General features: G+C 59.9%; 23 protein-coding genes, 1 tRNA gene and 1 pseudogene. 10 read left to right on the plus strand and 15 right to left on the minus strand.

Annotation, left to right across the window (positions count from 1 at the left end; translation table 11 throughout):
- Window positions 1–73: 73 nt before the first annotated feature.
- The 3 genes from serS (at window position 74) to AC097W_RS00645 (ending at window position 1993) form a co-directional block, all read left to right on the plus strand.
- A complete protein-coding gene (gene serS, locus AC097W_RS00635) occupies window positions 74–1393 on the plus strand; it encodes a serine--tRNA ligase (RefSeq protein WP_479600318.1) in 1320 nt (439 codons plus the stop codon).
- A 37-nt stretch (window positions 1394–1430) separates the two neighbouring features.
- A tRNA-Ser gene (locus AC097W_RS00640) sits at window positions 1431–1518 on the plus strand.
- 157 nt (window positions 1519–1675) lie between these two features.
- Window positions 1676–1993, plus strand: coding sequence for a hypothetical protein (locus tag AC097W_RS00645; RefSeq protein ID WP_479600319.1), 318 nt, complete (start codon window positions 1676–1678; stop codon window positions 1991–1993).
- 26 nt (window positions 1994–2019) lie between these two features.
- Here AC097W_RS00645 and AC097W_RS00650 read toward each other — a convergent pair whose 3' ends face one another.
- From AC097W_RS00650 to AC097W_RS00705, 12 genes and pseudogenes are all read right to left on the minus strand, one after another.
- Window positions 2020–2430 (minus strand): FKBP-type peptidyl-prolyl cis-trans isomerase, encoded by a 411-nt coding sequence (locus tag AC097W_RS00650; protein ID WP_479600320.1) that lies wholly within the window; start codon window positions 2428–2430, stop codon window positions 2020–2022.
- 148 nt (window positions 2431–2578) lie between these two features.
- Window positions 2579–3871, minus strand: a complete 1293-nt coding sequence (locus AC097W_RS00655) for a tryptophan--tRNA ligase (protein WP_479600321.1) — start codon at window positions 3869–3871, stop codon at window positions 2579–2581.
- 19 nt (window positions 3872–3890) lie between these two features.
- The gene (locus tag AC097W_RS00660; protein WP_479600322.1) at window positions 3891–4559 is read right to left on the minus strand and encodes a site-2 protease family protein; all 669 of its coding nucleotides are present in this window, start codon (window positions 4557–4559) and stop codon (window positions 3891–3893) included.
- Window positions 4560–4564: 5 nt separating this feature from the next.
- Window positions 4565–5188, minus strand: a complete 624-nt coding sequence (locus AC097W_RS00665; protein WP_479600323.1) for an L-threonylcarbamoyladenylate synthase — start codon at window positions 5186–5188, stop codon at window positions 4565–4567.
- Between the two features lie 48 nt (window positions 5189–5236).
- Window positions 5237–6091: a 3',5'-nucleoside bisphosphate phosphatase gene (locus AC097W_RS00670; protein WP_479600324.1), complete on the minus strand. Its 855-nt coding sequence runs from the start codon at window positions 6089–6091 to the stop codon at window positions 5237–5239.
- Between the two features lie 62 nt (window positions 6092–6153).
- Window positions 6154–6819, minus strand: a complete 666-nt coding sequence (locus AC097W_RS00675) for an RluA family pseudouridine synthase (RefSeq protein ID WP_479600325.1) — start codon at window positions 6817–6819, stop codon at window positions 6154–6156.
- Complete coding sequence (locus tag AC097W_RS00680) at window positions 6809–9016, minus strand: hybrid sensor histidine kinase/response regulator (protein ID WP_479600326.1); 2208 nt, start codon at window positions 9014–9016, stop codon at window positions 6809–6811. The genes AC097W_RS00675 and AC097W_RS00680 overlap by 11 nt, the downstream gene beginning before the upstream one ends.
- Window positions 9013–10656, minus strand: a complete 1644-nt coding sequence (gene ushA, locus AC097W_RS00685) for a bifunctional UDP-sugar hydrolase/5'-nucleotidase UshA (RefSeq protein ID WP_479600327.1) — start codon at window positions 10654–10656, stop codon at window positions 9013–9015. Before ushA ends, AC097W_RS00680 begins: the two co-directional genes overlap by 4 nt.
- Window positions 10657–10665: 9 nt before the next feature.
- On the minus strand, window positions 10666–11961 hold the full coding sequence (locus AC097W_RS00690) for a c-type cytochrome (protein WP_479601272.1): 1296 nt from the start codon (window positions 11959–11961) through the stop codon (window positions 10666–10668).
- 18 nt (window positions 11962–11979) lie between these two features.
- Window positions 11980–12591: pseudogene (locus AC097W_RS00695) on the minus strand (c-type cytochrome); the annotation flags it as partial.
- A 16-nt stretch (window positions 12592–12607) separates the two neighbouring features.
- Window positions 12608–14299, minus strand: a complete 1692-nt coding sequence (locus tag AC097W_RS00700) for an AMP-binding protein (RefSeq protein WP_479600328.1) — start codon at window positions 14297–14299, stop codon at window positions 12608–12610.
- A gap of 67 nt (window positions 14300–14366) precedes the next feature.
- Entirely contained in the window at window positions 14367–14684 is a 318-nt protein-coding gene (locus AC097W_RS00705; RefSeq protein ID WP_479600329.1) for a 2Fe-2S iron-sulfur cluster-binding protein, read from the minus strand.
- Window positions 14685–14795: 111 nt separating this feature from the next.
- Between AC097W_RS00705 and AC097W_RS00710 the strand changes: the two genes are divergently transcribed.
- Complete coding sequence (locus AC097W_RS00710) at window positions 14796–15323, plus strand: N-acetyltransferase family protein (protein ID WP_479600330.1); 528 nt, start codon at window positions 14796–14798, stop codon at window positions 15321–15323.
- Here the strand turns inward: AC097W_RS00710 and AC097W_RS00715 are convergent, their stop codons facing one another.
- Complete coding sequence (locus AC097W_RS00715; protein ID WP_479600331.1) at window positions 15324–16442, minus strand: beta-ketoacyl-ACP synthase III; 1119 nt, start codon at window positions 16440–16442, stop codon at window positions 15324–15326.
- 161 nt (window positions 16443–16603) lie between these two features.
- Here AC097W_RS00715 and ahr point away from each other — a divergent pair, with 161 nt between their 5' ends.
- On the plus strand, window positions 16604–17632 hold the full coding sequence (gene ahr / locus AC097W_RS00720) for an NADPH-dependent aldehyde reductase Ahr (RefSeq protein ID WP_479600332.1): 1029 nt from the start codon (window positions 16604–16606) through the stop codon (window positions 17630–17632).
- Here ahr and AC097W_RS00725 read toward each other — a convergent pair.
- Window positions 17629–18099, minus strand: coding sequence for an SRPBCC family protein (locus AC097W_RS00725; protein WP_479600333.1), 471 nt, complete (start codon window positions 18097–18099; stop codon window positions 17629–17631). The two genes, ahr and AC097W_RS00725, sit on opposite strands and share 4 nt — an antisense overlap.
- An 11-nt stretch (window positions 18100–18110) precedes the next feature.
- Window positions 18111–18644: a hypothetical protein gene (locus AC097W_RS00730; protein WP_479600334.1), complete on the minus strand. Its 534-nt coding sequence runs from the start codon at window positions 18642–18644 to the stop codon at window positions 18111–18113.
- A gap of 20 nt (window positions 18645–18664) precedes the next feature.
- Between AC097W_RS00730 and AC097W_RS00735 the strand changes: the two genes are divergently transcribed.
- The 5 genes from AC097W_RS00735 to AC097W_RS00755 all read left to right on the plus strand — a co-directional run bounded on the left by AC097W_RS00735 (window position 18665) and on the right by AC097W_RS00755 (window position 22721).
- The gene (locus tag AC097W_RS00735) at window positions 18665–19609 is read left to right on the plus strand and encodes a DUF808 domain-containing protein (protein ID WP_479600335.1); all 945 of its coding nucleotides are present in this window, start codon (window positions 18665–18667) and stop codon (window positions 19607–19609) included.
- The gene (locus AC097W_RS00740) at window positions 19609–20046 is read left to right on the plus strand and encodes a hypothetical protein (protein ID WP_479600336.1); all 438 of its coding nucleotides are present in this window, start codon (window positions 19609–19611) and stop codon (window positions 20044–20046) included. Before AC097W_RS00735 ends, AC097W_RS00740 begins: the two co-directional genes overlap by 1 nt.
- A 36-nt stretch (window positions 20047–20082) precedes the next feature.
- A complete protein-coding gene (locus AC097W_RS00745) occupies window positions 20083–21018 on the plus strand; it encodes a DMT family transporter (RefSeq protein ID WP_479600337.1) in 936 nt (311 codons plus the stop codon).
- A gap of 14 nt (window positions 21019–21032) precedes the next feature.
- A complete protein-coding gene (locus AC097W_RS00750) occupies window positions 21033–21839 on the plus strand; it encodes an HDOD domain-containing protein (RefSeq protein WP_479600338.1) in 807 nt (268 codons plus the stop codon).
- 87 nt (window positions 21840–21926) lie between these two features.
- On the plus strand, window positions 21927–22721 hold the full coding sequence (locus AC097W_RS00755) for an SDR family oxidoreductase (protein ID WP_479600339.1): 795 nt from the start codon (window positions 21927–21929) through the stop codon (window positions 22719–22721).
- Window positions 22722–22733 lie beyond the last annotated feature (12 nt).

Here is a 22733-nt window from a genome sequence, read left to right on the forward strand (position 1 = left end):
GACTGCGCGTGTACCAGTTGGTTTTCATCAACAACTTCCGGCAAGCCTGGCTGCTCCCCCTACAATTCCACCCATGCTAGACATCACCACCCTCCGCAAAGACCTCGATTCAGTCATCACACACCTGGAAACACGCAAGCAGCCGCAGACTTTTCTTGACGTGACAGCGTTCAAGCTGCTGGAATCCGAGCGTAAAACCATACAGATACGCACCGAGGAGTTGCAGGCCAAACGCAATGCATCGAGCAAGCTGATCGGGCAGCTCAAATCCAAGGGGGAGTCCACCGACGCGGTAATGGCAGAAGTAGGCTCCATCAAGGGCGAACTCGATGCATCCGCCTTGCGTCTCGATGCTATTCAGGCAGAACTGCAAACCCTGCTGCTGGCTGTGCCGAATTTGCCGCACGAAAGCGTTCCGCGCGGTGTGGACGAGTCGGGCAACGTTGAAGTACGCCGCTGGGGCGCCCCGCGCCAAATGGACTTTGAAGCCAAAGACCATGTGGATGTCGGCACGCCGCTGGGTCTGGATTTCGAGATGGGCGTCAAGCTTTCCGGGTCGCGTTTTACCGTGATGAAGGGGCCGGTAGCGCGTATGCACCGTGCGCTCAGCCAGTTCATGCTGGATGTGCAAACCCAGGAGCACGGATACACCGAGTGTTATGTTCCATACGCCGTGAACGGGGAGTCACTTCGAGGTACGGGTCAGTTGCCCAAGTTTGAGGGCGATCTGTTTGCAGCCAGGAAAGGCGGGCAAGAGGGCGAAGCCCAGCCCGACAATACCGCGCTGTACCTGATACCCACCAGCGAGGTGCCATTGACCAACTTTGTGCGGGATGAGGTCCTTGCCGAGGCTGACCTTCCAATCAAGCTGACTGCGCACACCCCGTGCTTTCGATCGGAGGCGGGCAGCGCCGGGCGTGACACGCGTGGCCTGATTCGCCAGCACCAGTTCGACAAGGTGGAGATGGTGCAAATTGTGCACCCGGACACCAGCTACGCCGTGCTGGAAGAGATGACAGGACATGCCGAAGCTATTTTGCAGAAGCTGGGTTTGCCCTATCGGGTGATGAGTCTGTGTACGGGTGACATGGGTTTTGGCGCTACCAAGACCTATGACCTGGAGGTCTGGCTGCCTGCGCAAAACACTTTTCGGGAAATTAGTTCGATCTCCAATTGCGAGGCCTTTCAGTCACGCCGCTTGCAGGCCCGATTCAAGAATGCACAGGGTAAGAATGAGTTAGTACACACACTCAATGGCTCTGGTCTGGCTGTTGGCCGCACGCTGGTGGCTGTGCTGGAAAATTACCAAAATGCGGATGGCAGTGTCACCGTGCCAGAGGCGCTTCGTCCTTACCTGGGCGGAATGGTGACGATGGTTGCCGTCGTGCGATAAGTACGTCTGAGGCCTGATAGAATCACGGCTCGATTCTGGAGAAGTGGCAGAGTGGCCGAATGTACCTGACTCGAAATCAGGCGTACCGTAAGGTACCGTGGGTTCGAATCCCACCTTCTCCTCCATGAATAAAGGCCCCGTAGCTACTAATTTTGTAGCACGGGGCTTTTTCTATGGCATTCGCTGTCGCATTAACAATTTGTCACAGCAGTATCGCAGGCCATGCTGTAAAGTGACCCCCATCTCTCTTGGGGGGTGTACAAAGATCGGGGAAATGGTGGCATGCGTTTAAGAGACAGTTTTTGGGCCTTGCTGGGTCACGATATTTCCGATACTCGCGAGTTTGTTGTCGAGCGGATTCGTAGCGGCATGCTGAAGGCACTTGACGCGCATTGCCACGATAGCCTGTACGACTGGCTGGATTCAAGAATCAGCGCAGCGCGGGATGTTTCGGAGCTCTGGTACCTACGGCCCGATCTGATGCATGCGATCTCGGCCTGCCGGGATGAGGCCGCAGCGCGGGAAGCGCTGGACAAAATAACACTTCTGTTCAAAGGGCACCACCCCAGCGCGAAGCCCTCGCGATTTGGCTCTTTGTAAGTGCCCGCCCCAACTGGCGGTAATTTCTACTTTTCGATAGCCAGCAGTTCCACTTCAAACGTCAGGGTTGCGTTAGGTGGCACCACGCCGCCGGCTCCACGGTCCCCATAAGCGGTAGCCGGCGGGCAGGTCAGCGTCGCTTTGCCGCCCACCTTGATTTTCTGCATGCCTTCGGTCCAGCAGGGCACGACACGGTTTAGGGGAAACGAGGCCGGTGCATTGCGCTTGTACGAGCTGTCAAATTCTTTACCGTCCGCCAGAGTGCCGCGGTAATGAACTTTCACCGTATCACTGGCTTTTGGGAATGCGCCTGTGCCTTGCACGGTGTGCAAGATCTTCACGCCAGAGGGCAGCGTCTCCGTCTCGGCTGCAAAAGTTTGCGGTCCAAAGGCGGTCAACGCGAGGAAGAGAGGAATGGCTTTTGAAAAAGGGGTCATGACAATCGGGTTGGATACAGCGGTATTGCTCAGTGGAGTCTAGATGGTTTGTCAGTCAATTTGAATGCAGACGCTATTGGTGTGAGGCGGTAGATTCGCTGCACAGGGAGCCAGAGAGGGTCTGTGGATACGCCAGCGTATTGCTGCATTAGGCGCCTGCGGTCAGCAAGGCCAGGGCGGCTCCCACCTTACTCGCGTCAACCGGGAGTGGTTGCAGTTGATCCGTCAGCCCGGCCAGGGCAGCGACCCCGTCACGCTGCAATAGGGCAATGGTCTGCGCCGCCAGTTTGGGCGATTCAAATCCAAGGCTTTGCAGCAACAAGTGGCCTTGTGCATCAACCAGCTTGAAGCGAAACTGGCCATCTGCCTCGCGGTATTGCTTGAAGCTGGGCAAGGCCGTCTTAGCCGCTTTTTTGGGCCCTCCAACAGGCTGGTCGCCGAGCTTGCGCAGGCCCACGGCGTGGCGCAGCGCACCCATGAAAGGTGTAGCGACTTGGCGTGCCTTGGCTGCACCAGCCAACAAAATCGCTTCAATTTTGTTGGGGTCGTTGATCAGTGCTTCATAGGATTCACGCATGGGTGCAATCTCGCGGTCGATGCGCTCGAACAGCACCTGCTTGGCATCGCCCCAGGTTATGCCGCTGGCGTAGGCCTGGCGCAGCGCTTGGGTTTCTTGTTCGCTGGCGAAGGCCTGGTAGATCTGAAAAAGGGCAGAGCCTTCCGTGTCCTTGGGTTCACCCGGCGCGCGGGAATCGGTAACGATGCCTGCGATGAGTTTCTTGAGCTGTTCGCGTGGTGCAAACAACGGAATCGTGTTGTCGTAGCTCTTGCTCATTTTGCGTCCATCGAGCCCCGGCAATGTGGCCACAGATTCTTCGATGACGGCTTGCGGTGGCACGAAGTGCTCGCCATACCGGTGGTTGAAGCTGTGCGCCATGTCACGCGCCATCTCGATATGTTGAATTTGGTCGCGCCCCACAGGCACTTTATGGGCGTTGAACATGAGAATGTCCGCGCCCATTAAAACGGGGTACATGAAGAGCCCGGCGTTGACGTCGGTGTCGGGGTCCTGGCCTGTGGCCGTGTTTTTATCCACTGCCGCCTTGTAGGCATGTGCACGGTTGAGTACACCCTTGCCCGTTACGCAGGTCAGTAGCCACGTGAGTTCGGGAATTTCCGGAACATCCGACTGCCGGTAGAAGGTGACGCGCTCGGGGTTCAACCCTGCGGCCAGCCAACTGGCGGCGATTTCCAGGGTCGAGCGTTGAATGCGCGCGGGTTCATCGATTTTGATGAGTGCGTGGTAGTCGGCCAGAAAATAAAAGCTCTCTACGCCGGCTGTCAGGCTGGCCTGCACGGCCGGCCGGATGGAGCCAACATAGTTGCCCAAGTGGGGGGTTCCGGAGGTTGTGATGCCGGTGAGAAAGCGGGTAGAACTCATGGAGTGGACAGCGTGTGAACTAGCGAATCAGGGCGGAAAAAGGTGTGAGCAGAATGTCCAGCAAGCCAAAAGTCAGCGCCATGACGGGCTGCATCCACAGGCTGCTGACCACACCGGCGATCACCAGCGCCATGACAATGAAAAAGCCCCATGGCTCAACACGTGACACCCACTCCGCCTGGCGGTGCGGCAGCAGACCCACCAGGATGCGTCCACCGTCCAACGGGGGCAGAGGAAACAGGTTGAACGCAAACATGACAACGTTCACCAATACTCCGCCCTGGCACATTTTGAGAAAAAAGGGCTCGGAAACTCCAGAGCCTTGCAGGACGAATAGCAGAATACCCCACAGCAAAGCCTGCACAAAGTTGGCCCCAGGTCCTGCCAGCGCCACCCAGATCATGTCGCGCTTGGGGTTGCGCAAATTGCCAAAACGGACGGGCACAGGTTTGGCATAGCCAAACAAAAATGCGCCCGATGTTGCGAAGTAGAGCAGCAATGGCATCAAAACGGTGCCCACCGGATCGATGTGGCGCATGGGGTTCAGGGTGACTCGGCCCAGCTTCCAGGCGGTGTTGTCACCGAAATGCCGCGCCGCATACCCGTGGGCTGCTTCATGAATGGTGATGGCAAAGAGCACCGGCAGCGCGTAAAGCGCTACGGTTTGGATGAGGTGTGCAAAGTTCATGTGTTTTAAAGTCCCAGCTTGGCCATGTCGCCGCGGCCCTGCCGAATAATCTGCGGCTCGCCGGTGGTCAAGTCGACCACTGTGGTGGGCTCCAGCGGGCAGGCGCCTGCGTCGACCACGCCGGCAATCACGTTCTCAAACCGCTCACGGATTTCCTGCGCGTCGTTCATCGGTTCGGTTTCACCGGGTGCTATCAAAGTGGTAGCTAGCAACGCCCCATTGTGGAGGGCTAGCAGGGCCTGGAGTGCTGCATGCTCGGGAACGCGCAGCCCGATGGTCTTGCGTGACGGATGACTGACGCGCCGTGGAACTTCCTTGCTGGCCTCCAGAATGAAAGTGAACGGACCCGGAGTGGCCGACTTGAGCAAGCGAAATTGCGTGTTGTCGACCTTGGCGTAGCTGGCCAATTCGCTCAGATCGCGGCACAGCAGCGTGAGGTGGTGTTTGTCGTCAACGCCCCGGATGCGGCGCATATTGTCAACCGCCGTTTTGTCGTCCAGATGGCAAACCAGGGCGTAGCTGGAGTCGGTGGGTACGGCCAGAATGCCGCCCTTCTCCAAAAGGGCCACCGCTTGTTTCAGTAGCCGTGGCTGGGGATTTTCTGGGTGTACTTCGAAATATTGGGCCATGCCGTTGAAAGGGTCTCGGTAGTCGGGAAAAGAGTTTATGGGAGGGGCTTATTGAATGCGCGAAGCCAGCGCTTCCCACACCGGAGTCAGGTTGCCTGGCAGGTAGGGCAGGGTGCCCAGTTCCGTGTGGCTCTCGTCCGGGCTGTGGAAGTCGCTGCCTCTGGAGGCAGCCAATCCGTACTCGCGTGCCGCATCGGCGTAAATGAGGTACTCGGCCGCACTGTGGCTACCCGTCACCACTTCAACACCCTGGCCGCCATGCGCCTTGAACTCGGTGAAGAGGGCGAACTCCTCGTTCGGCGTGAATTTGTACCGTGCCGGGTGTGCAATGACGGCCATGCCGCCAGCCCCGGCAATCCAGGTGACGGCATCCTTGAGCGACGCCCAGCGGTGCGGAACAAACCCCGGCTTGCCTTCAGTCAGGAACTTGCGAAACACTTCATTGGTTTCCTTGCACACACCACTTTCGACCAGAAAACGTGCAAAGTGGGTGCGGGAGATGAGTTCCGGATTGCCCACAAACTTGAGTGCGCCTTCATAAGCTCCGTTGATTCCCACTTTGGCCAGGCCATCTGACATTTCCATGGCCCGTTGCTCGCGCCCGCCCCGTGTCTGACGCAGCCCCTGCAGAAGGTCCGCGTCATCGGGATCAAATCCCAAACCGACGATGTGCACAGTCTGGCCCACGAAGGTGACCGAGATTTCAGTCCCTGTCAGGTAACGCATGCCTTCGGCTTTGGCTGCGGCCGCCGCACGGTGTTGTCCGCCGACTTCGTCGTGGTCGGTCAACGCCCACAATTCAACGCCATTTGCGCTGGCACGCGCGGCCAGGGCTTCTGGTGTGAGCGTGCCGTCTGAGACGATGGAGTGGCAATGGAGGTCGGCGTTGAGTATGGTGGTCACTTTGGCATTTTAGGCGCAGGGAAGCGGGCGTGCCGCTTCGTGGTCTTGTGGAACTGTTGGCCTCAAAAATCGGCCGGGCTTGCGAGTTGCAGCATTTTTCCATCGTGGGGGTGTGCGAACGCCAGTGCACAGGCATGCAACAGCAGACGAGGTGACCTATCGGCTGCCTCAGCCGGCCCGTACAGCATATCCCCCAAAATGGGGTGCCCGATGGCCAGCAGGTGAACGCGCAGCTGGTGGGTACGACCGGTCACCGGTTCAAGCTCGATACGGGTGGTGTTGTTCAAAGGGTCTGCGTGCATCACCCGAAAACGGGTCGTGCTCGGTTGCCCGTTTTGCGGATCGATGACCCGGCGCGGGCGATTGGGCCAGTCGACCCCAATGGGCAGGTTGATCACCTGCCATTCGCCATCGGCTGCGTCCAGGTGCCCGCTGACCACCGCCACGTAACGCTTGCGCACCAGACGGTGCTCAAAAGCACTGCTGAGGGCTCGCTGCATCGTGGCACTGCGCCCCATGACAATCAGGCCCGAGGTGGCCATATCCAGTCGGTGAACCACCAGCGCATCCGCGTACTGCGCCTGAACCCGGGCACTCAGACAGTCTTGCTTGTCGGGGCCGCGACCGGGCACCGAAAGAAGCCCAGCCGGTTTGTCCAGCACCAGGACGGCGTCGTCCACATGAACGTACCTGACAGGGTCGCCATCCTGCATCACATCAGGCTGCATCGCTACCGGTTACCAAGCGCTGCACGGTTTCACAGAACTCGTTGACGTCGTTGGGTTTGTAGATCAGCGCGCTGGCGCCCTCTTGTATGGCGCTTTGCTCCAGCTCCGGGGTGACATACCCGGAGGCAAGTGCCACGGGCAAATCCGGGCGAATCCGTTTGGCGTCACGCAACAGGTCGATTCCGCTGTAGCCAGGCATGTTGTAGTCGCTTACGAGCAAGTCAAAGGCCTCCGGGTGGTCCTGCAATGCCGCCTTGGCTTCCAGAGGGTCGCTGAACGTGGTTACTTTGAAGCCCTTTCGCGTGAGCACCCGAGCAATCAAGAATACCAGCGCTTGATCGTCATCGACATACATCACGTGACGCCCATTGCCCTGCACCGGTTCTGTGTGAAGGGGTTCCATGACGGGGGCTTGGGGTTGTTCTTCGGTGGTCGGAAAATACAGTGTGAAAACACTGCCGTGGCCCGGCGCACTTTGTACGTCGACAGCGCCTTGGTGCGTTTGCATGATGCCGTGTACGACGGACAGCCCGAGGCCTGTTCCCTGCCCGACCACGCGGGTGGTGAAAAAGGGTTCGAAAATGCGCCCCATGGTCTCAGAAGACATTCCCCGACCGGTGTCCGTGACTCGAAGGGTGACGTAGCGGGCGGTAGGCAATCCGACGCGGCCACTCAGGGGCTGACCCAATTCGCAACTCGCCAAATCGATAGTGACTGCACCCTTGGCACTGCCGATGGCAAGAATAGCGTTGGTACACAGGTTCAGAAGTGCCTGTTCCACCTGGGTGGCGTCGGCCAGCACCGGGAAGCTGACTTCGTCAAGGACGACTTTCAAATCCACCAAAGGAGGAAGGGTGACCCTGACCAGTCGTGCCGTCTCCTGCACAACCTCGGCCAACTGGATCGGTATGCGTTTGGGCGCCTCATTGCGGCTGAATGTGAGAATTTGCCGCACCAGATCGCGGGCGCGTCTTCCAGCCTTTTCAATTTCCTGCAAACTGGTCCGTGCCGGGGCACCTTGGGGAGTGTCCTGTTTCGCCAGGTCGACGTTGCCGAGAATGGCGCTCAAAATATTGTTGAAATCGTGGGCAATTCCACCGGCCATAGTGCCCATGGCCTGCATCTTTTGCGATTCCCGCAGTTGGGTTTCCAGGGTCACCCGGCGGGCCTCAGCCAGCTTTTTGGCAGTCAGATCGCGGGCAAAAATGGTGGTGACCGCGCCCGGGGGACTGTATTCGCTGCGCAGCTCTGCAGTTGTCATCGACGGCTGAATCAAGGGCGACCGGGCGCGCAATCGCCTTTCAAGCGACACGCTGATTTCAACAAATATGTCCTTGCCCAGCAGCGTGGTCGCCTGGAACTCACCGAGGGTCGTCTGCGACGACGAAATTCCGGCGAGCAGCGCGTTTTCTACGTGCGGCAAAAACCGCCCGAGCTTGCTCCCAAAGGCCATTTCCGCAGGACACTCGAATAAGGTGGTGGCTGCGGGATTGAATACGGTAATGCACTGATTTTCATCCACGCACAAAATAGCGTCCAGTGAGGAGTTGATGATCGCCGCCATGCGTTTTTCGCTCAGCAGCAAGTCTTCGTTGCGTTGGCGCAGCACCACTGCGCTCTCCTGTAGTGCATGCCGTTGTGCAAGCAAAGGTCGCTGATCAATGATGGCGCAGATGAAATGGGCCAACTCATCCAGCGGGTTTTCAATACGGGCGATATGCAAATCGCCCGTGAATGTGCCGTTGGAGCCTGCGAGAAATACCACTTCGTTGACTTCACTGGTTCGCTCCGCTTTTGCGCTCAGAAACGCCACAGCCACTTCGTCGGCATGTCCTTCTGCAACAAAAGGCAACAAAAAATTCAGCGGCGGATCGTTCTCCAGTGGCTGCAGCAGCTGCAGAGCCATCGCATTGCTCGCCAAGACAAGACCTTCTTCGTCAACCACCATAAGTGCCAGCGGTACGTTGGAAAAAAGCGTGGCAAATCGCTCTGATGCGCCTTCTGCTTCCTGCTGGCTGTACCGCAGGGCCTTGTTCTGTACTTCCAGTTCGGACTGGTACTTGCGCAGGTCTTCAATCATCTGCCCCGGGGCATAGCCGTCAACGAGCAATGCCTGCGCTGCGCGTCCCGCTTTGCCAGACAGGTGAGCTGGTCGTGGAATCACACGGAATTTTTTACGGCGTGCGGGGTTGTTCATCGGTCAGTGCGGGTCACGCTGTTGCCTGGCTCAAAGGCGGCTGCCCTCAAGGGGCTGTTGGACGCAATAAAGCTTCGCAATACATCTGCATCAACAAAGCCGGTGTTCACAAAACTTTTATGCGCGTCCATTCGGGGGTAGCCATCACCTCCCACCGCCATGAAGCTGTTGATAGCCAGGCGGTAAACCCTGGCAGGGTCGATAGCGTTGCCTTGAATGCGGGCATCCCGGATGCCACCCGATGTGATCGTCAACGCAACACCGGAAAACTGGGGAAATGCACCAGAGCCAGCGCTCATTTTTGCTGCAGTAGCGAGGTAGTCCAGCAGTTCTGCGCCGCTCAAGTCCAGCGTGACCACTGTATTGCCAAACGGATGGACTTTCAGCACATCCTTGTAGTTGATCCGCCCTCCCGGCAATGAGTCGCGCACGCCACCCGCATTCACGATAGCAAGATCGGCCCCGGTCCTGGCCATCATCGCTTGTGCGACCAGTACGCCCAACGTGGTTGGTTGGCTGCGTACCAAGGCACGGTCACCTTCCAGGCGCGCGTCACTGTTGCCCACATCAACCAGTAATTTTTGCTGACCGAACGCGCGGTAAGGCCGCAGCAGCGCCAGCATGTCCTGGTCTTCTGCGATTTCGGGCGTGTAGTTCACCAAGGCTGCAGTCCCATCAGCGCCCTTGACCGGCCTTTTGAGGTTGATGGGAATAAGCGAATATTTGACAAGCCTGAATTCGCCGTTGCGGTACTGAAAATCAGCACGCCCTACGTACTTGCCCCATTCATGGGCTTGCACGATCCAGGTGCCGTTCTGGCGATCGGGCGTGCAAGGTGCCCCGGGAACGTAGGCTCTGTCGAGGTTGTTTTCAGCCTTCATGCAGGCGGGGTTTTGCGTGTGCCCGCCCACTATCAGGTCAATGCCCGTGACCGCGCGGGCCATCTCCACGTCGCCGGGGGCCTGGGTCCCGTGGTTTCCGTTCTCGTAGTGGCCCATGTGGGTGGCAGCAATCACCACGTCTGCCTTGCTGCGCACCCCGGGTACCAATTGGGTCGCTTCCTGGATGGCGTTTCTGAACTCAATGGCGCGGATGTTGTCCGGATTTGCCATTTTTCGGGTGTCGTCAGTGGTTAAGCCGATCACGGCAACACGGACCCCGCCAAGGTTGAACACCTTATAAGCATCAAATAAACGCGTTCCCTGTGAATAGATGTTGGCCGACAGCATGGGAAACCTGGCCAGAGACCGCTGCATTTTCAATACCGCTGGACTTTTGTCGAACTCGTGGTTGCCTACCGCCATGGCGTCATAGCCCAGCAGGTTCATGCCCTGGAAGTCGGGAACCGCGTCTTGCAGGTCTGATTCCGGTACGCCGGTGTTGACATCACCGCCGTCGAGAAGCAGGCTGTAGCCCCCTGACGCCGACACTTCGCGACGGATGGCGTCGATCACGGTCTTGCGAGCCGACATGCCGTATTCACCATCGTCGTTTTGCCAAAAACGGCCATGGTGGTCATTCGTGTGCAGCACGGTGATGCCGTAGGTTTTGTCTTTTTCCGGCGCGGTGGCTACCAGGCTGGTACAACCAGCCAACACGAATAGGACCAACGCACCAAAAATGGTCTTTGCAGAGTGCATGGGCATACCTTAACGGGTTGGGGCGGGGCGGAGTCTGTTTATATCAAACTCGCTGACCGCGCCGCCCGTGTTACCCCACGCAGTGCGGATGTATGTCAATACCGCTGCCAGTTCCGGATCACTGAGCCGCAACTGGAACGGCGGCATGCCAAAGGGTCGTGGATTGCCCGCAGTGGCAGGCGCAAAGCCGCCATTCAACACAATCTGGACCAGGTTGGTGGGATTGACCAGATTGACGGCACGGTTGCCGGCCAAAGCGGGGTAGGCCCCAGGCTCTCCCTGGCCCTGCTTTCCGTGGCACTCGGCACAGTACTTCTCGTAGCTCTTTGCGCCCAGGCCGGCGGAATCTGCGCGGCCTGCCTGGGGGAGGGCGGCCGCAGGGGTGGCCGAGCGAAGGGATGGCAAAGCCTTCAAATACACGGCCACGGCGTTGGCATCGGCATCCGACAGGTATTGCGTGCTGTTGAGCACGACTTCTGCCATGGGGCCGCTGGCACGGCCACCGCCCGTGGTGCCGATTTTCAGCAGTGCTGCGATATCGCCGGTGCTCCAGCCAGAAACGCCGGCTTCATGCTGGTCGAGCAGCGAGGGGGCATACCAGTTGCTTGCAGGCACTGTTCCGCCGGCCAGCGCCTTGCTCTCATTGATTGCGCCCAACGCATTGCGGCTTGAATGGCATGCACTGCAATGGCCAAGACCCCGCACCAGGTAAGCACCACGATTCCACTCGGCCGTCTTGCCCGCGTCGATCGAAGACGAGACCGCTTCAGGTGCCGCAGAAAAGCTCAGCGCCCGCCACGCGGTGAGTGCCAACTGGGTGCTGTACGGCCAGCGCAGGGCATGTGCCATGTTGGGTTTGTTCACGGGGGGCAGGCTTTGCAGATAGGCGTAAAGGGCGTCCGAGTCTTCCCGGGTGACCTGGGTGTAGTTGGTGTAAGGAAACGCCGGGTAGAGCAGGCGCCCGCCTTTGGACTCGCCATAGTGCAGGGCCCGCCAGAAGTCCTGGGCAGACCACGAGCCTATGCCTGTTGCCGGATGGGGCGTCAGGTTGCTGGAAAATACCGCGCCAAAAGGCGTGTCGATTCGCTTTCCACCGGCATAGGGCGCACCACCCCGCTCGGTGTGACACAAAGCGCAATTGCCAAGGCGTGCAAGGTAGGTACCGCGGGCGATCGTCACACTGGCGGCTGCAGCTGGTGCTTGTACCTCTTTTAGCACTTGCGCTGCAGCGCTGCCACAGGCAAGGGCCGGCGCACCTGCCGCCTTAGGGGGGGGCTTGTCCGCCGCGCGGGAGCGGGACGGCACCGGCTGTGACGATAACCAGTGCGCGAGGGCATTGACATCGGTATCACTCAATTTTTTCGCTACCTGCGCCATGCAGTCCGGCGCGCTGGCGTGGCGCTGCCCGGTTTGCCATCCACCCAGCTGGGCGTTGAGGTAGTCACGCGGCAGCCCCAGCAGGCCTGGCACGTTGGGTGCCACGCCCGTAAGTGCTGTGCCATGGCATTGCGCGCAGGCCGGAATCCGTGAAGCTGCATCCCCTTTTTTTGCCAGCACTTCGCCGCGGGCCAATACTGCTGCGCTCGCGGAGGTTGGCTTGGGCTGGGGGTAGGGCAAGTCAAGCGAAGAGAAATAGTCCGCAATCTCTCTCAGATAGGCGTCATTGAGCGGGTCAATCAGCCCGGTCATGAGCGCGTAGTGGCGCCTGCCGTCCCGGAAGTTGACTAATTGGTTGTACAGATAGCCCGCTGGCTTGCCAGCCAACCGGGGGTAATAGCCATCCGGTCCGGCACGGCCCTGATCGCCGTGGCAGGCGGTGCAGGCCAGCGTGCGCTGTGCCATGGTGTCTTCAAAACTGGCCGCCTTGCTATCCGGTGCGGCTAGCGTCAGGGTCAGGAGTGTGGCGAGGAAAAATCGTCGGTGCAATGCGGACATGCCGCAAGCATACCGCTCACGGGTTAACCCACACCACCGGTTTGCCCTGACTCAACCAGGTTTCGTACTGGCCGGCATAGGCCTCTTCCAGACGGGAGCGTTTAACTTTGAGCGTAGGGGTGACGAAGCCGTTCTCCGGGGTCCAGGTGGTTGTGACGACGGCCAGGCAGTCCAGCTTTTCATGGGAATCGAGTCGCCCGTTCACCGCCTTGAGGTGGCGCTCAATGGAATCGGTCAGTTCACGCTTGCTTTGCGCAGTCGCCGATCGCACTACCGCATCCTGGGAGAGCATCACCAATGCAAAGGGTTGCACAAAGTTGGCACCGGTGACGGCACACGCTTCGATGTCCGGGTGCAGCACCAGCAGGTCTTCAATCGGCGCTGGGGCAATGTACTTGCCCTTGCTGGTTTTGAAAATGTCCTTGACACGACCGGTGATGCTGAGAAAACCGGCTGCGTCGATCCTGCCTTTGTCACCGGTGCGTAACCAGCCGTCGGCTGTGATCGCCTCGGCTGTTTGCTCGGGCTCTTTGTAATAGCCCTGCATCATCGCCTTGCAGCGCACCTGTATTTCGCCGGTTGCAGGCGCGATGCGGCTTTCGACTTCGTCGTACGGCAGGCCGACCGAGCCGACTTGGCGTGAGCCCGGCAGTGTGGAGTGCGAAACGCCGCAGTTCTCCGTCATGCCATAGACCTCAATCAGATCCAGCCCCAGGTTGCGATACCACTGCAGTACATCCGCCGGCATCGGCGCGGCACCGCCAGCGGCCAGGCGGCATTTGTCGAGCCCAAGGCCCTTGAGAATCTTGCGGCGCACCAGCCAGCCAACTCCCGGTATGCCGAGCAATTTTTTCAGCTTCTCAGCGGGCATTTTGGCGTGAACACCCTGCTGAAACTTGACCCACAAACGGGGTACCGAGAAAAAGATGGTGGGGCGTGCCCGCTGCAAATCCTGTAGGAAAGTATCCAGTGCTTCTGCAAAAAAAACATGACCCCCATAGCGCAGGGACGCCTGCTCAATGAGCATGCGCTCGGCCACGTGGGCCAGCGGCAGGTAGGAAATGTAGCGGTCGCGGGCATCCATGCGCACACGCCTGGTGGCGCTGGTCACCCCCCAGGCCATTGACCGGAAGGTATGCACCACGCCCTTGGGCTTGCCCGTCGTGCCGGAGGTGTAAATGATGGTGCAAATCGCATCCATGTCCGGCGCAGGTGCGCCTTGCAGAGGTGCGCTTTTGGCGATCACATCGTTCCACAGTGGCGCATTGATATTGGGTGCGAGGGGCAGGGCAATCAGCTGCACCCCGGACGGGATACCCGACTGCAAATTGTTGGTGTCATCCATTTTGCCGACAAAGCAGGCGCGCGCCTCGCTGTGCTGCAGGATGTAGGACAGCGCTTCGCCATTGAACGTGGGGTAGATGGGAATGGACACATAGCCCGCCATCAGGATGGCCAGGTCAGCCAGTATCCAGTGGGCACTGTTTTTCCCCAGAATGGCGACCCGGCTACCGGCGGGCCATCCTTGCGCCTGCAGCCAGCTCGCCATGCGACGCACCTCGTCGGCGGCTTCGCTCCAGGTGATGTCTTTCACGGCTCCGCCACCGGTCGGCTGGGTCAAATAAATCTGGTTGCCGCGCTCACGCTCCCATCGGTACAGGCATTGCAGCGGCAAATCTCCGGGAGATACGGTGATGGGAGCGGTCATTGAGGGGTCCAGTCAAAAGAGGTGCCCATTCTTGATGGGATGCCTGTGCCAGACAATAGTGTTGACCCTAGGTGACGTGAAGAGTTGAACCCGGCTTGGCCAGCGCTTGCTCTATCACCAGATCCGATTGCGCATGCGAAACACAGGGCAAAAAATACCCTTCCGACTTCTCTTCTGCGCTCACGCCCGGCCATTCAATCTGGTATCGGATGTGCCCCTGCGTCAGGCGGCACAAGCACGTCCGGCAGGTGCCATTGCGGCATGAACTGGGCAACTTCAGCCCTGCGAGCAGCGCCGCTTGCAGAACCGTCTGTGGTTCGCTCGCAGTGAATTGCCAGTTTCCGGGCTCCACGGTGATGCGGTAGGTCTTGCTGTGATGGGGCATGGTGGAAGAATCGGAGAAGCGTGCGCATTGACCGTGCGAAAGGTCTGCGGCCGGTTTGCAGCGACAATCCAACTCCATTTTCCAATTTTCGCTTCAGGTTAACGCTCAGACATGTCCATCACGACTACTTTTACGGTTCGTCCCGCTACCTTGCGCGATGCCAAAGGCATTGCCGATCTTCACAACGCCACCGTGTGCGAGGCCTTCAAGTCCGTCGTGCCCGACGCACCCGTTCCAGTCGCCGCCCTGGAAAAGACCCAGGCCCACTGGCGTGAGGCCATTGAATACGCAGAGCCCCAGGTGCATGTGGCGGTCCTTGGCGACAGAATAGTCGGCTTTGTGGGTTTTGACCGTTCGCGCGACAAAGGCACGCCCCCCACCACGGGTGAGATTTGGCACATTTACGTGGACCAGGACTATTGGGGCCTAGGAGCCGGCCTTGCCTTGTGGGATGCCGCGCGTGACGGCTTGCTGGAAGAGGGTTGCACCAACGTGACCGTATGGGTGCCCATTGCCAACGACCGTGCGATGCGCTTTCACGAACTGGCTGGTTTCAAGCGCGAAATGAACAGCGCCAAGACGGTGCCCATTGGCAATGTGAAAGTGGAAGAGATTCGCCTGAAACGCGCCCTAGCGTAATCAAATTTTCTTGACCACCGCGCTGCCAATGGAGTAGCCCGCCCCGAACGAGCAGATCACGCCCACTTCGCCCGGCTGGAAGTCGGCCTTGTGGCGGTGAAACGCAATGATGGAGCCGGCGGAGGCAGTGTTGGCGAACTCATCCAGAATCACCGGTGCTTCTTCCCGCGTGGCATCGCGCCCCAGCAGCTTGCGACCAATAAACTGGTTCATCGACAGATTGGCCTGGTGCAGCCAGAAACGGCGCACGTCGGCGGGAGCCAGGTCCAGTGACGCCAGATGGCCGGAAATATGCTCAGCCGCCATGGGGCACACCTCTTTGAACACTTTGCGGCCCTCTTGCTGAAAGAGTTGATCACGGTCTTCCGGGTTGCGGTCTTCGGCACGGGACATGAAGCCGGCGTTGTTGCGGATGTTGTTGGAAAACGTGCTGAGCAGGCGGGTGCCCAGGATCTCGAAGGCACCGGCCGGGGCGAGGTCCAGCCGCTCGATCAGGATGGCGGTGCATACGTCGCCAAAGATGAAGTGGCAGTCGCGGTCTTTCCAGGCGAGGTGAGCGGACGTGATTTCGGGGTTAACTACCAATACCGCGCGGGCGGAACCCGTGCGCACGGCGTTTACCGCCATTTCCAACGCAAACGTGGCGGATGAGCAGGCCACGTTCATGTCAAACGCATAACCCTGCACGCCCAGCGCAGTTTGAATCTCCACGCCCATGGCGGGATAGGCGCGCTGCATGTTGGCACTGGCGCACATCACTGCATCTACATCGGCGGCGGTTTTGCCGGCGGCGGCCAGAGCGTCCTGGCAGGCTTTGACGCCGATTTCGGCCATCATGGAAATTTCGGTATCCGGGCGCGGTTTGAACGAGGGGCGCATGCGCCGGGGGTCCAGCACGCCGGACTTGTTCATGACATAGCGGCGCTTGATGCCAGACGCTTTTTCAATGAACTCCACATTGGAGTCGGTCAGGGCAGTATGGGTGCCCGCAGCGATCTCGGTCGCGTACTGGGCGTTTTCCAGCGCTGCGTACTGGTTGAATGCGGCTACCAGTTCTTCGTTGGTAATGACTTCGGGCGGCGTGAATAGGCCGGTGCTGCTGATGGCGACGCGATGCATAGTGAATAGCTCTTGTTTTCTGGCGAATGGGGAGGTGCGCATTGGCCAAGTCCAATGCCGCGGTGATTATGCGCCGGGTTGACGCAGTCGCAGGCGTTACAACCGCGCCCCCGATGGGGCGCCAAAGGGCGTAACCTCGCCGCTATTTGAGGATGGACAACATGACTCTCTTCCGTGGATGGGCAGCTACACAGGCGGGCAGTGCTTTGGAGCGACTGGATTTTGACCCCGGTGCCCTGCACCCAGAGGACGTGGAAATTGCCGTGGAACACTGCGGTGTGTGCCACTCCGACCTGGCCATGGTTGACAGCGAGTGGTTCCCGGCCGCGTATCCGCTGGTGCCCGGTCATGAGGTGATCGGAACCATTGTTGCAGTAGGCGCGCAGACCAAGGGTCGCAGCGTGGGCCAGCGCGTGGGGGTGGGCTGGCACAGCAACAGTTGCTGCCACTGCAACTTTTGCATGGGCGGGGAGCAAAACCTGTGTGCCCGGCGTCAACCCACCATCGTGGGGCGGCACGGCGGCTTTGCCGACAAGGTGCGCGCGCACTGGAGCTGGAGTCTGCCCCTGCCAGAGGGCCTGGACCCGGCGAGCGCCGGGCCGCTGATGTGTGGTGGCGGCACCGCCTTTTTGCCGTTTGTGATTCATGGCATCCAGCCCACCGACCGGGTCGGCGTGGTCGGTATCGGAGGTTTGGGGCATCTGGCGGTGAAATTTGCCCGGGCCTGGGGCTGCGAGGTCACCGCGTTTACCTCCACGCCGTCCAAACGCGAAGAGGCCTTGCTGCTGGGCGCGCACCACACGGTGTCCAGCGTGGATGTGAATGCGCTCAAGGCCATTGCTGGCAGTCTGGACTTTCTGCTGGTGACAGCCGGTGCCAGCCTGGAGTGGGATGCCTTGCTGGCCACACTGGCTCCCAAGGGCCGGTTGCACATGGTGGGCGTGGTAACCGAGGCCATGAAGGTGCGCACGGGCGGCTTGCTGTCCTGGCAGCGCAGTATTTCGGCCTCGCCCACTCCATCGCCGACCGTACTGGCCAAAATGCTGGCGTTTTCTGCCCGCCACGGTATTGCACCGCAGGTGGAGCACTTTCCCATGAGCCGGGTCAATGATGCGCTGGACCACCTGCGCGCAGGCAAAGCCCGCTACCGGGTGGTGCTCGACGCTGATTTCAGCTCAGTGGTGGTTTAAGCCTCGCCACCAAAGCGCTGGATGAGGTTGTCGATGTAATGCTCGGTCAGCCTTTCGAACTCGGCCTCCACCAGGGGCGAAACGACCATTTTCGTCAGGGCAGGCAGTGGAACGGTAAGTTCACCTTTCACCGTGAGAACCACGTTGGTGGACTTTTTGTTGCTGGTGATCTTCCAGCTGCCTGACACCAGCGCGTTGCCTTCGCCTTTGACGGGTGTCCAGACGACAGTGCCTTTGGCCTTGTTGGACACATATTTGGATGCATAGATGGTTTGCAGATGGATCTGTGCAATGCCGATTTTTTCCATTTCCCAGCGATAGGCTCCGCCGCCCAGATCTACCAGCTGTTCGACATGCGGGTAGAAGCTGGCCGATGTGGGCACATCGGCCAGCACCTCGAATACCTCTTTGGCCGGCGCCTTCACATCAAACTCATAGCCCAGTTCAACATCAACGGTCATGGTCATGGCGGGTCTCCTCAATCAGGTTTTTGATGGGTAACCATCGTACTCCGCAGTCGCTGCAGGGTGAGTTGCAGCAGACGGGCGTCGGAACTGGCGCGGTGGCGTTGCGCGCCACGCTCACTGCCAATTTGCGCCTTGATGCCATGCCACTGGTTGGCTTCACTGTCGCTTAGCAAGGCGCGCAGGTTCTCCAGCTTGAATCTGGGTGTCATGTCTGCCGCATCAAAAAGGGCCCCCAGCCAGCTGTAATCATTGATCCAGCCGTCCGAGTACACCGTCTGGCCGCCGAGCTGGAGGTTCATCGCGCGGGCCACTTCCTGCACCGGGAGGCCGCGCTCCAGAACAATGGCGCGTGGAATGCGGTGGGTCGCTTCGGCCTGTGCATCCCAGTGCGTCCAGTGCGCTTCGGGGCGTATCAGGGTGCAATAAGCGTGGCCATTGGGGAGCACAAACCCCACTTCAATGGGGTAACTATTGCGACCAAAACCTGATGCTTCAACGTCCAGCATGGTGGGGGCAGGGGAGGTTTGCGGAGGGTCGATACGCATGGCTGTTAAATTAGTACCTTATGCCAAGCAGCTTACTCGCCCTTTTAGATGACATCGCCACCATTCTGGACGATGTTGCCGTTCTCTCCAAAGTGGCCGCCCAAAAAACGGCGGGTGTGCTGGGAGACGATCTTGCGCTCAACGCCCAGCAGGTGGCGGGTGTCACCGCAGACCGGGAGCTGCCGGTGGTGTGGGCGGTGTGCAAGGGCTCGCTGCTGAACAAGCTCATTCTGGTTCCTTCGGCCCTGGTGATCAGCATCGTCATTCCCTGGGCGGTGACGCCCTTGCTGATGGTGGGCGGCGCCTACCTCTGCCTGGAGGGCTTTGAGAAACTGGCCCACAAGTTCTTTCACAGCAAGGACCAGGACCAGGCCCATGCAGAGGCCCTGCTGCAGGCGGTTGCTGACCCGTCGGTGGACCTGTTGGCTCTGGAGCGCGACAAGGTGAAAGGGGCCATTCGTACCGATTTCATTTTGTCGGCTGAAATCATTGCCATCACGCTGGGCACGGTGCAAAACAGCCCGTGGACCACCCAGCTGGTGGTGCTCAGCGGCATTGCGGTGGTGATGACGTTCGGGGTGTATGGCTTTGTGGCGGGTATCGTGAAGCTGGACGACGCCGGGCTGTATCTGAGCCGGCGCCCGGGTGCGGGGCTCTGGACCCGGATGCTGCAAGCTGTGGGAACCGCCTTGGTGCACTCCGCTCCGTGGTTGATGAGAATCCTGGCGGTGGTCGGTACGGCCGCCATGTTTCTGGTGGGCGGTGGCATCCTGGTGCACGGGCTGGGGCCTTTGCACCACGGGGTGCAGGCGCTGCTGGAGAGGGCCGGTTCATCCGGCGTGGTGCAGGCGGTGCTGCCCCTGTTGCTCAATGCTCTGGTGGGCGTGGTGGCGGGCGCCCTGGTGTTGCTGGGCTTGACTGCGGTGCAGCGCGTTTCCAAACGCATAAAACAGGAGGAAAAATAATGGCTTCATCCGCGAAAACCGCAGCGAAAACTGCAACAAAACCCGCTCCCAAGACCACGGCCAAGACTGCGGCCAAGACAGCGGTCAAGTCGCCCGCCAAGGTTGCCGCGGAGCCCTTCATGCGCTTCTACCATTCGGAGGCGCTGCGTGTCAAAACCGACGCAACACTGGGTGCGCTGGAGGGAGCCTCTAACCCCGAAGCGCACCGCGACCGGCTGGCTGATCTGGTGGAAGAGCTCATTGAGAGTGGCATGGACTACTACTTCCTGCGGGCGCTCAAGCTGGCCAAAATGGGTTTTGTGGCTGAGCAGTCAGCGCGCCTCGGTATGTCGGGTTCGGTGAAACTCATTGCTTCGGTCAGCCGCAAGTTCATTGCGCGCATGGATGGGGCTCAGCTGGTTATTGTGTCATCGCACATCCGTACACTCACCTCCTGATGGGTGGGATGTCTGCACCGGAAGTTTAAGTAAAAAGTGGCTCTAGCCCCCGTAAAACCTGCGCAAGCAGCTACCAAATCAATAGCACCAGGACTGCTGCTGGCCACCTTGGGTGCCATTGCGTTCAGCGGCAAGGCCATCATCGTCAAGCTGGCGTATCGCCATGGCGTGGATGCGGTCACGCTCATCATGTTGCGCATGCTGTTTGCGCTGCCGTTTTTTCTGGGCATGACCTGGTGGGCCAGCCGAACCCGCAATGGCCGCAAGCCGCCACCGCTGACGCGCAAAGACATGCTGGGCATTCTCTGGCTGGGCGTCACCGGCTATTACCTGGCGAGCTTTCTGGACTTTGCCGGGCTGCAGTACATCACTGCGTCGCTGGAGCGGCTGATTCTGTATCTCAACCCCACGCTGGTGCTGATGCTGGGGTGGGCGCTGTTCAGGCGGCGTATCGGGCGGCGCCAGGCCGTGGGCATGGCGATCAGCTATGCCGGTGTACTGCTGGTGTTTGGCCATGAGGTCACGCTGCAGGGCGCCCATGTGGCGCTGGGTGCGGTGCTGGTGTTCCTGAGCGCCGTGAGCTACGCGCTGTACCTGTTTTACAGCGGCGAGCTGGTGCAGCGCCTGGGCTCTATGCGTCTGGTGGGGCTGGCGACCTCGGTGGCCTGCGTGCTGTGCATTGCGCAGTATGTGATTCTGCGTCCGCTGGACTCCGTGCTGGCGGTGGCACCCGAGGTGGTCTGGCTCTCGGTGCTCAATGCCACCCTGTGCACCGTGGTGCCGGTAATGATGGTGATGATGGCCATTGAGCGCATAGGCTCCGGGTTGGCGGCCCAGGTCGGCATGGTGGGGCCCATGTCTACCATGATCATGGGAGTGGTGTTGCTGGGCGAGCCGTTCACCGCGTGGCTGGTGGCGGGCACCGCACTGGTGATTGCTGGTGTGTTTGTGTGCAGCCGGGCAAGAGTCTGAAATAAAATCTACCGATGCCTACCCTTGCCGCGTTTTTTGAGTCTGCACGCCTTCCCGTCATGTCCGAGGTCGCCCGTGCGCTGGTTCGCACGCTGAACGAAGAAGGCGCTACCGCTGGTGAAGTGCAGAAAATCATCGCCCAGGACCCGGCCCTGACTGCCAATCTCTTGCGTCAGGCCAACAGTGCATCTTTCGGTCTCAGCCGCCAAGTGGAGTCACTGGATCGGGCGATCGCAGTGCTCGGGATGTCGCAGGTCAGGGCGCTGGCGCTGTCCACCAGTTTTCGGGGCAGCTTCCCGGTGGTCGAGGGATTGAGTCGCGTCGGGTTCTGGAAGTCCAGCATGGCCTGCGCCGCCTACGCCCAATGGTTGGCGAAGCGTGCGGCGCTGAATGGCCAGCAAGCGTGGCTGATTGGCATGATGCTGCGGCTGGGGGAGTTGCTGATTGGCCAGCGGTCGCCAGAGTTGTTGGCTGAAATCGAGGCACTGCCCCACCGGGCGCATGTGCGCTGGGAGCGCGAGCAGCACCTGCTGGGCTTTGATGAAGGGCAGGTTACCGCGGTCCTGGCACGCCGGTGGAATTTTCCGGAGGCCATCGTGGAGGCTCTGCAAAGCGCTGGCAATCCCATGGTGGCCACGCCATTTGATGGCCTGGGTGCGGCAGTTCATCTTGCCGCACTGCTGGCCGACAGCCCCCACGCTCCGCAAGCGGCAGTGGATGAACTGCCGCAGGATGTCATTCTTGCGCTTGCGCTGGACCGCCAGTGGATGGTGGCGAACTTTCCGGGCAAAGAGTCCTTTCTGGACGTTTCTGGTTCCTGAGGCAGGCGACCGGCCAGGCTAAAACCGCGAGTCCGTATCATCCGCTGTGACAGTTTGATACGGCAACAACAGTACAGAGGCAAGAACATGGATTTGGGACTTCGCGGTAAGTGGGCTTTGGTGTGCGGCGCCAGCCGGGGTTTGGGCCTGGGCTGTGCCCAGGCGCTGGTGCAAGAGGGCGTCAATGTGCTCATCGTTGCCCGGGGTGCTGAGTCGCTGGAGAATTCTGCTACTCAATTAATAGCGGACTACGCAGGTTCCATCGGGGCTAGCGTCCTTTTTTGTGCGCAAGATATCACCACCGAGGCAGGGCGCTCAGCGGTGTTCGCCATGCGCCGCGACTTTGACATCGTGGTCACCAACGCAGGCGGCCCCCCTCCTGGAGATTTCCGCGATTGGGATCGCGAAGCCTGGATCAAGGCGGTGGATGCGAACATGCTCACCCCCATCGAACTGATCAAGGCCACGGTAGACGGCATGGCGGCGCGTGGCTTTGGGCGCATTGTCAACATCACCTCCAGTTCAGTGAAGGCCCCGATTGATGTGCTGGGCCTGTCCAATGGCGCGCGCAGCGGCCTGACTGGCTTTGTGGCTGGCTTAGCCCGCAGTGGGCTCGCGGCCCAGGGCGTAACGATCAACAACCTGCTGCCCGGGGTTTTTGACACCGACCGTATCAAAACGATGATGCAGACGACTTCCCAAAAGACCGGTCAATCGGTTGAGGCGCTGCGCGATGCCCGTCGCCAGGGCATTCCGGCCAAGCGCTTCGGCACGCCGCAGGAGTTTGGCGCCATCTGCGCCTTTTTGTGCAGCGTGCACGCCGGCTATATCACCGGCCAGAACGTGCTGGCCGATGGCGGTGCCTATCCGGGCACCTATTAACGGGTCCCCCAA

The organism is Rhodoferax sp. GT1R46, from assembly GCF_056521285.1.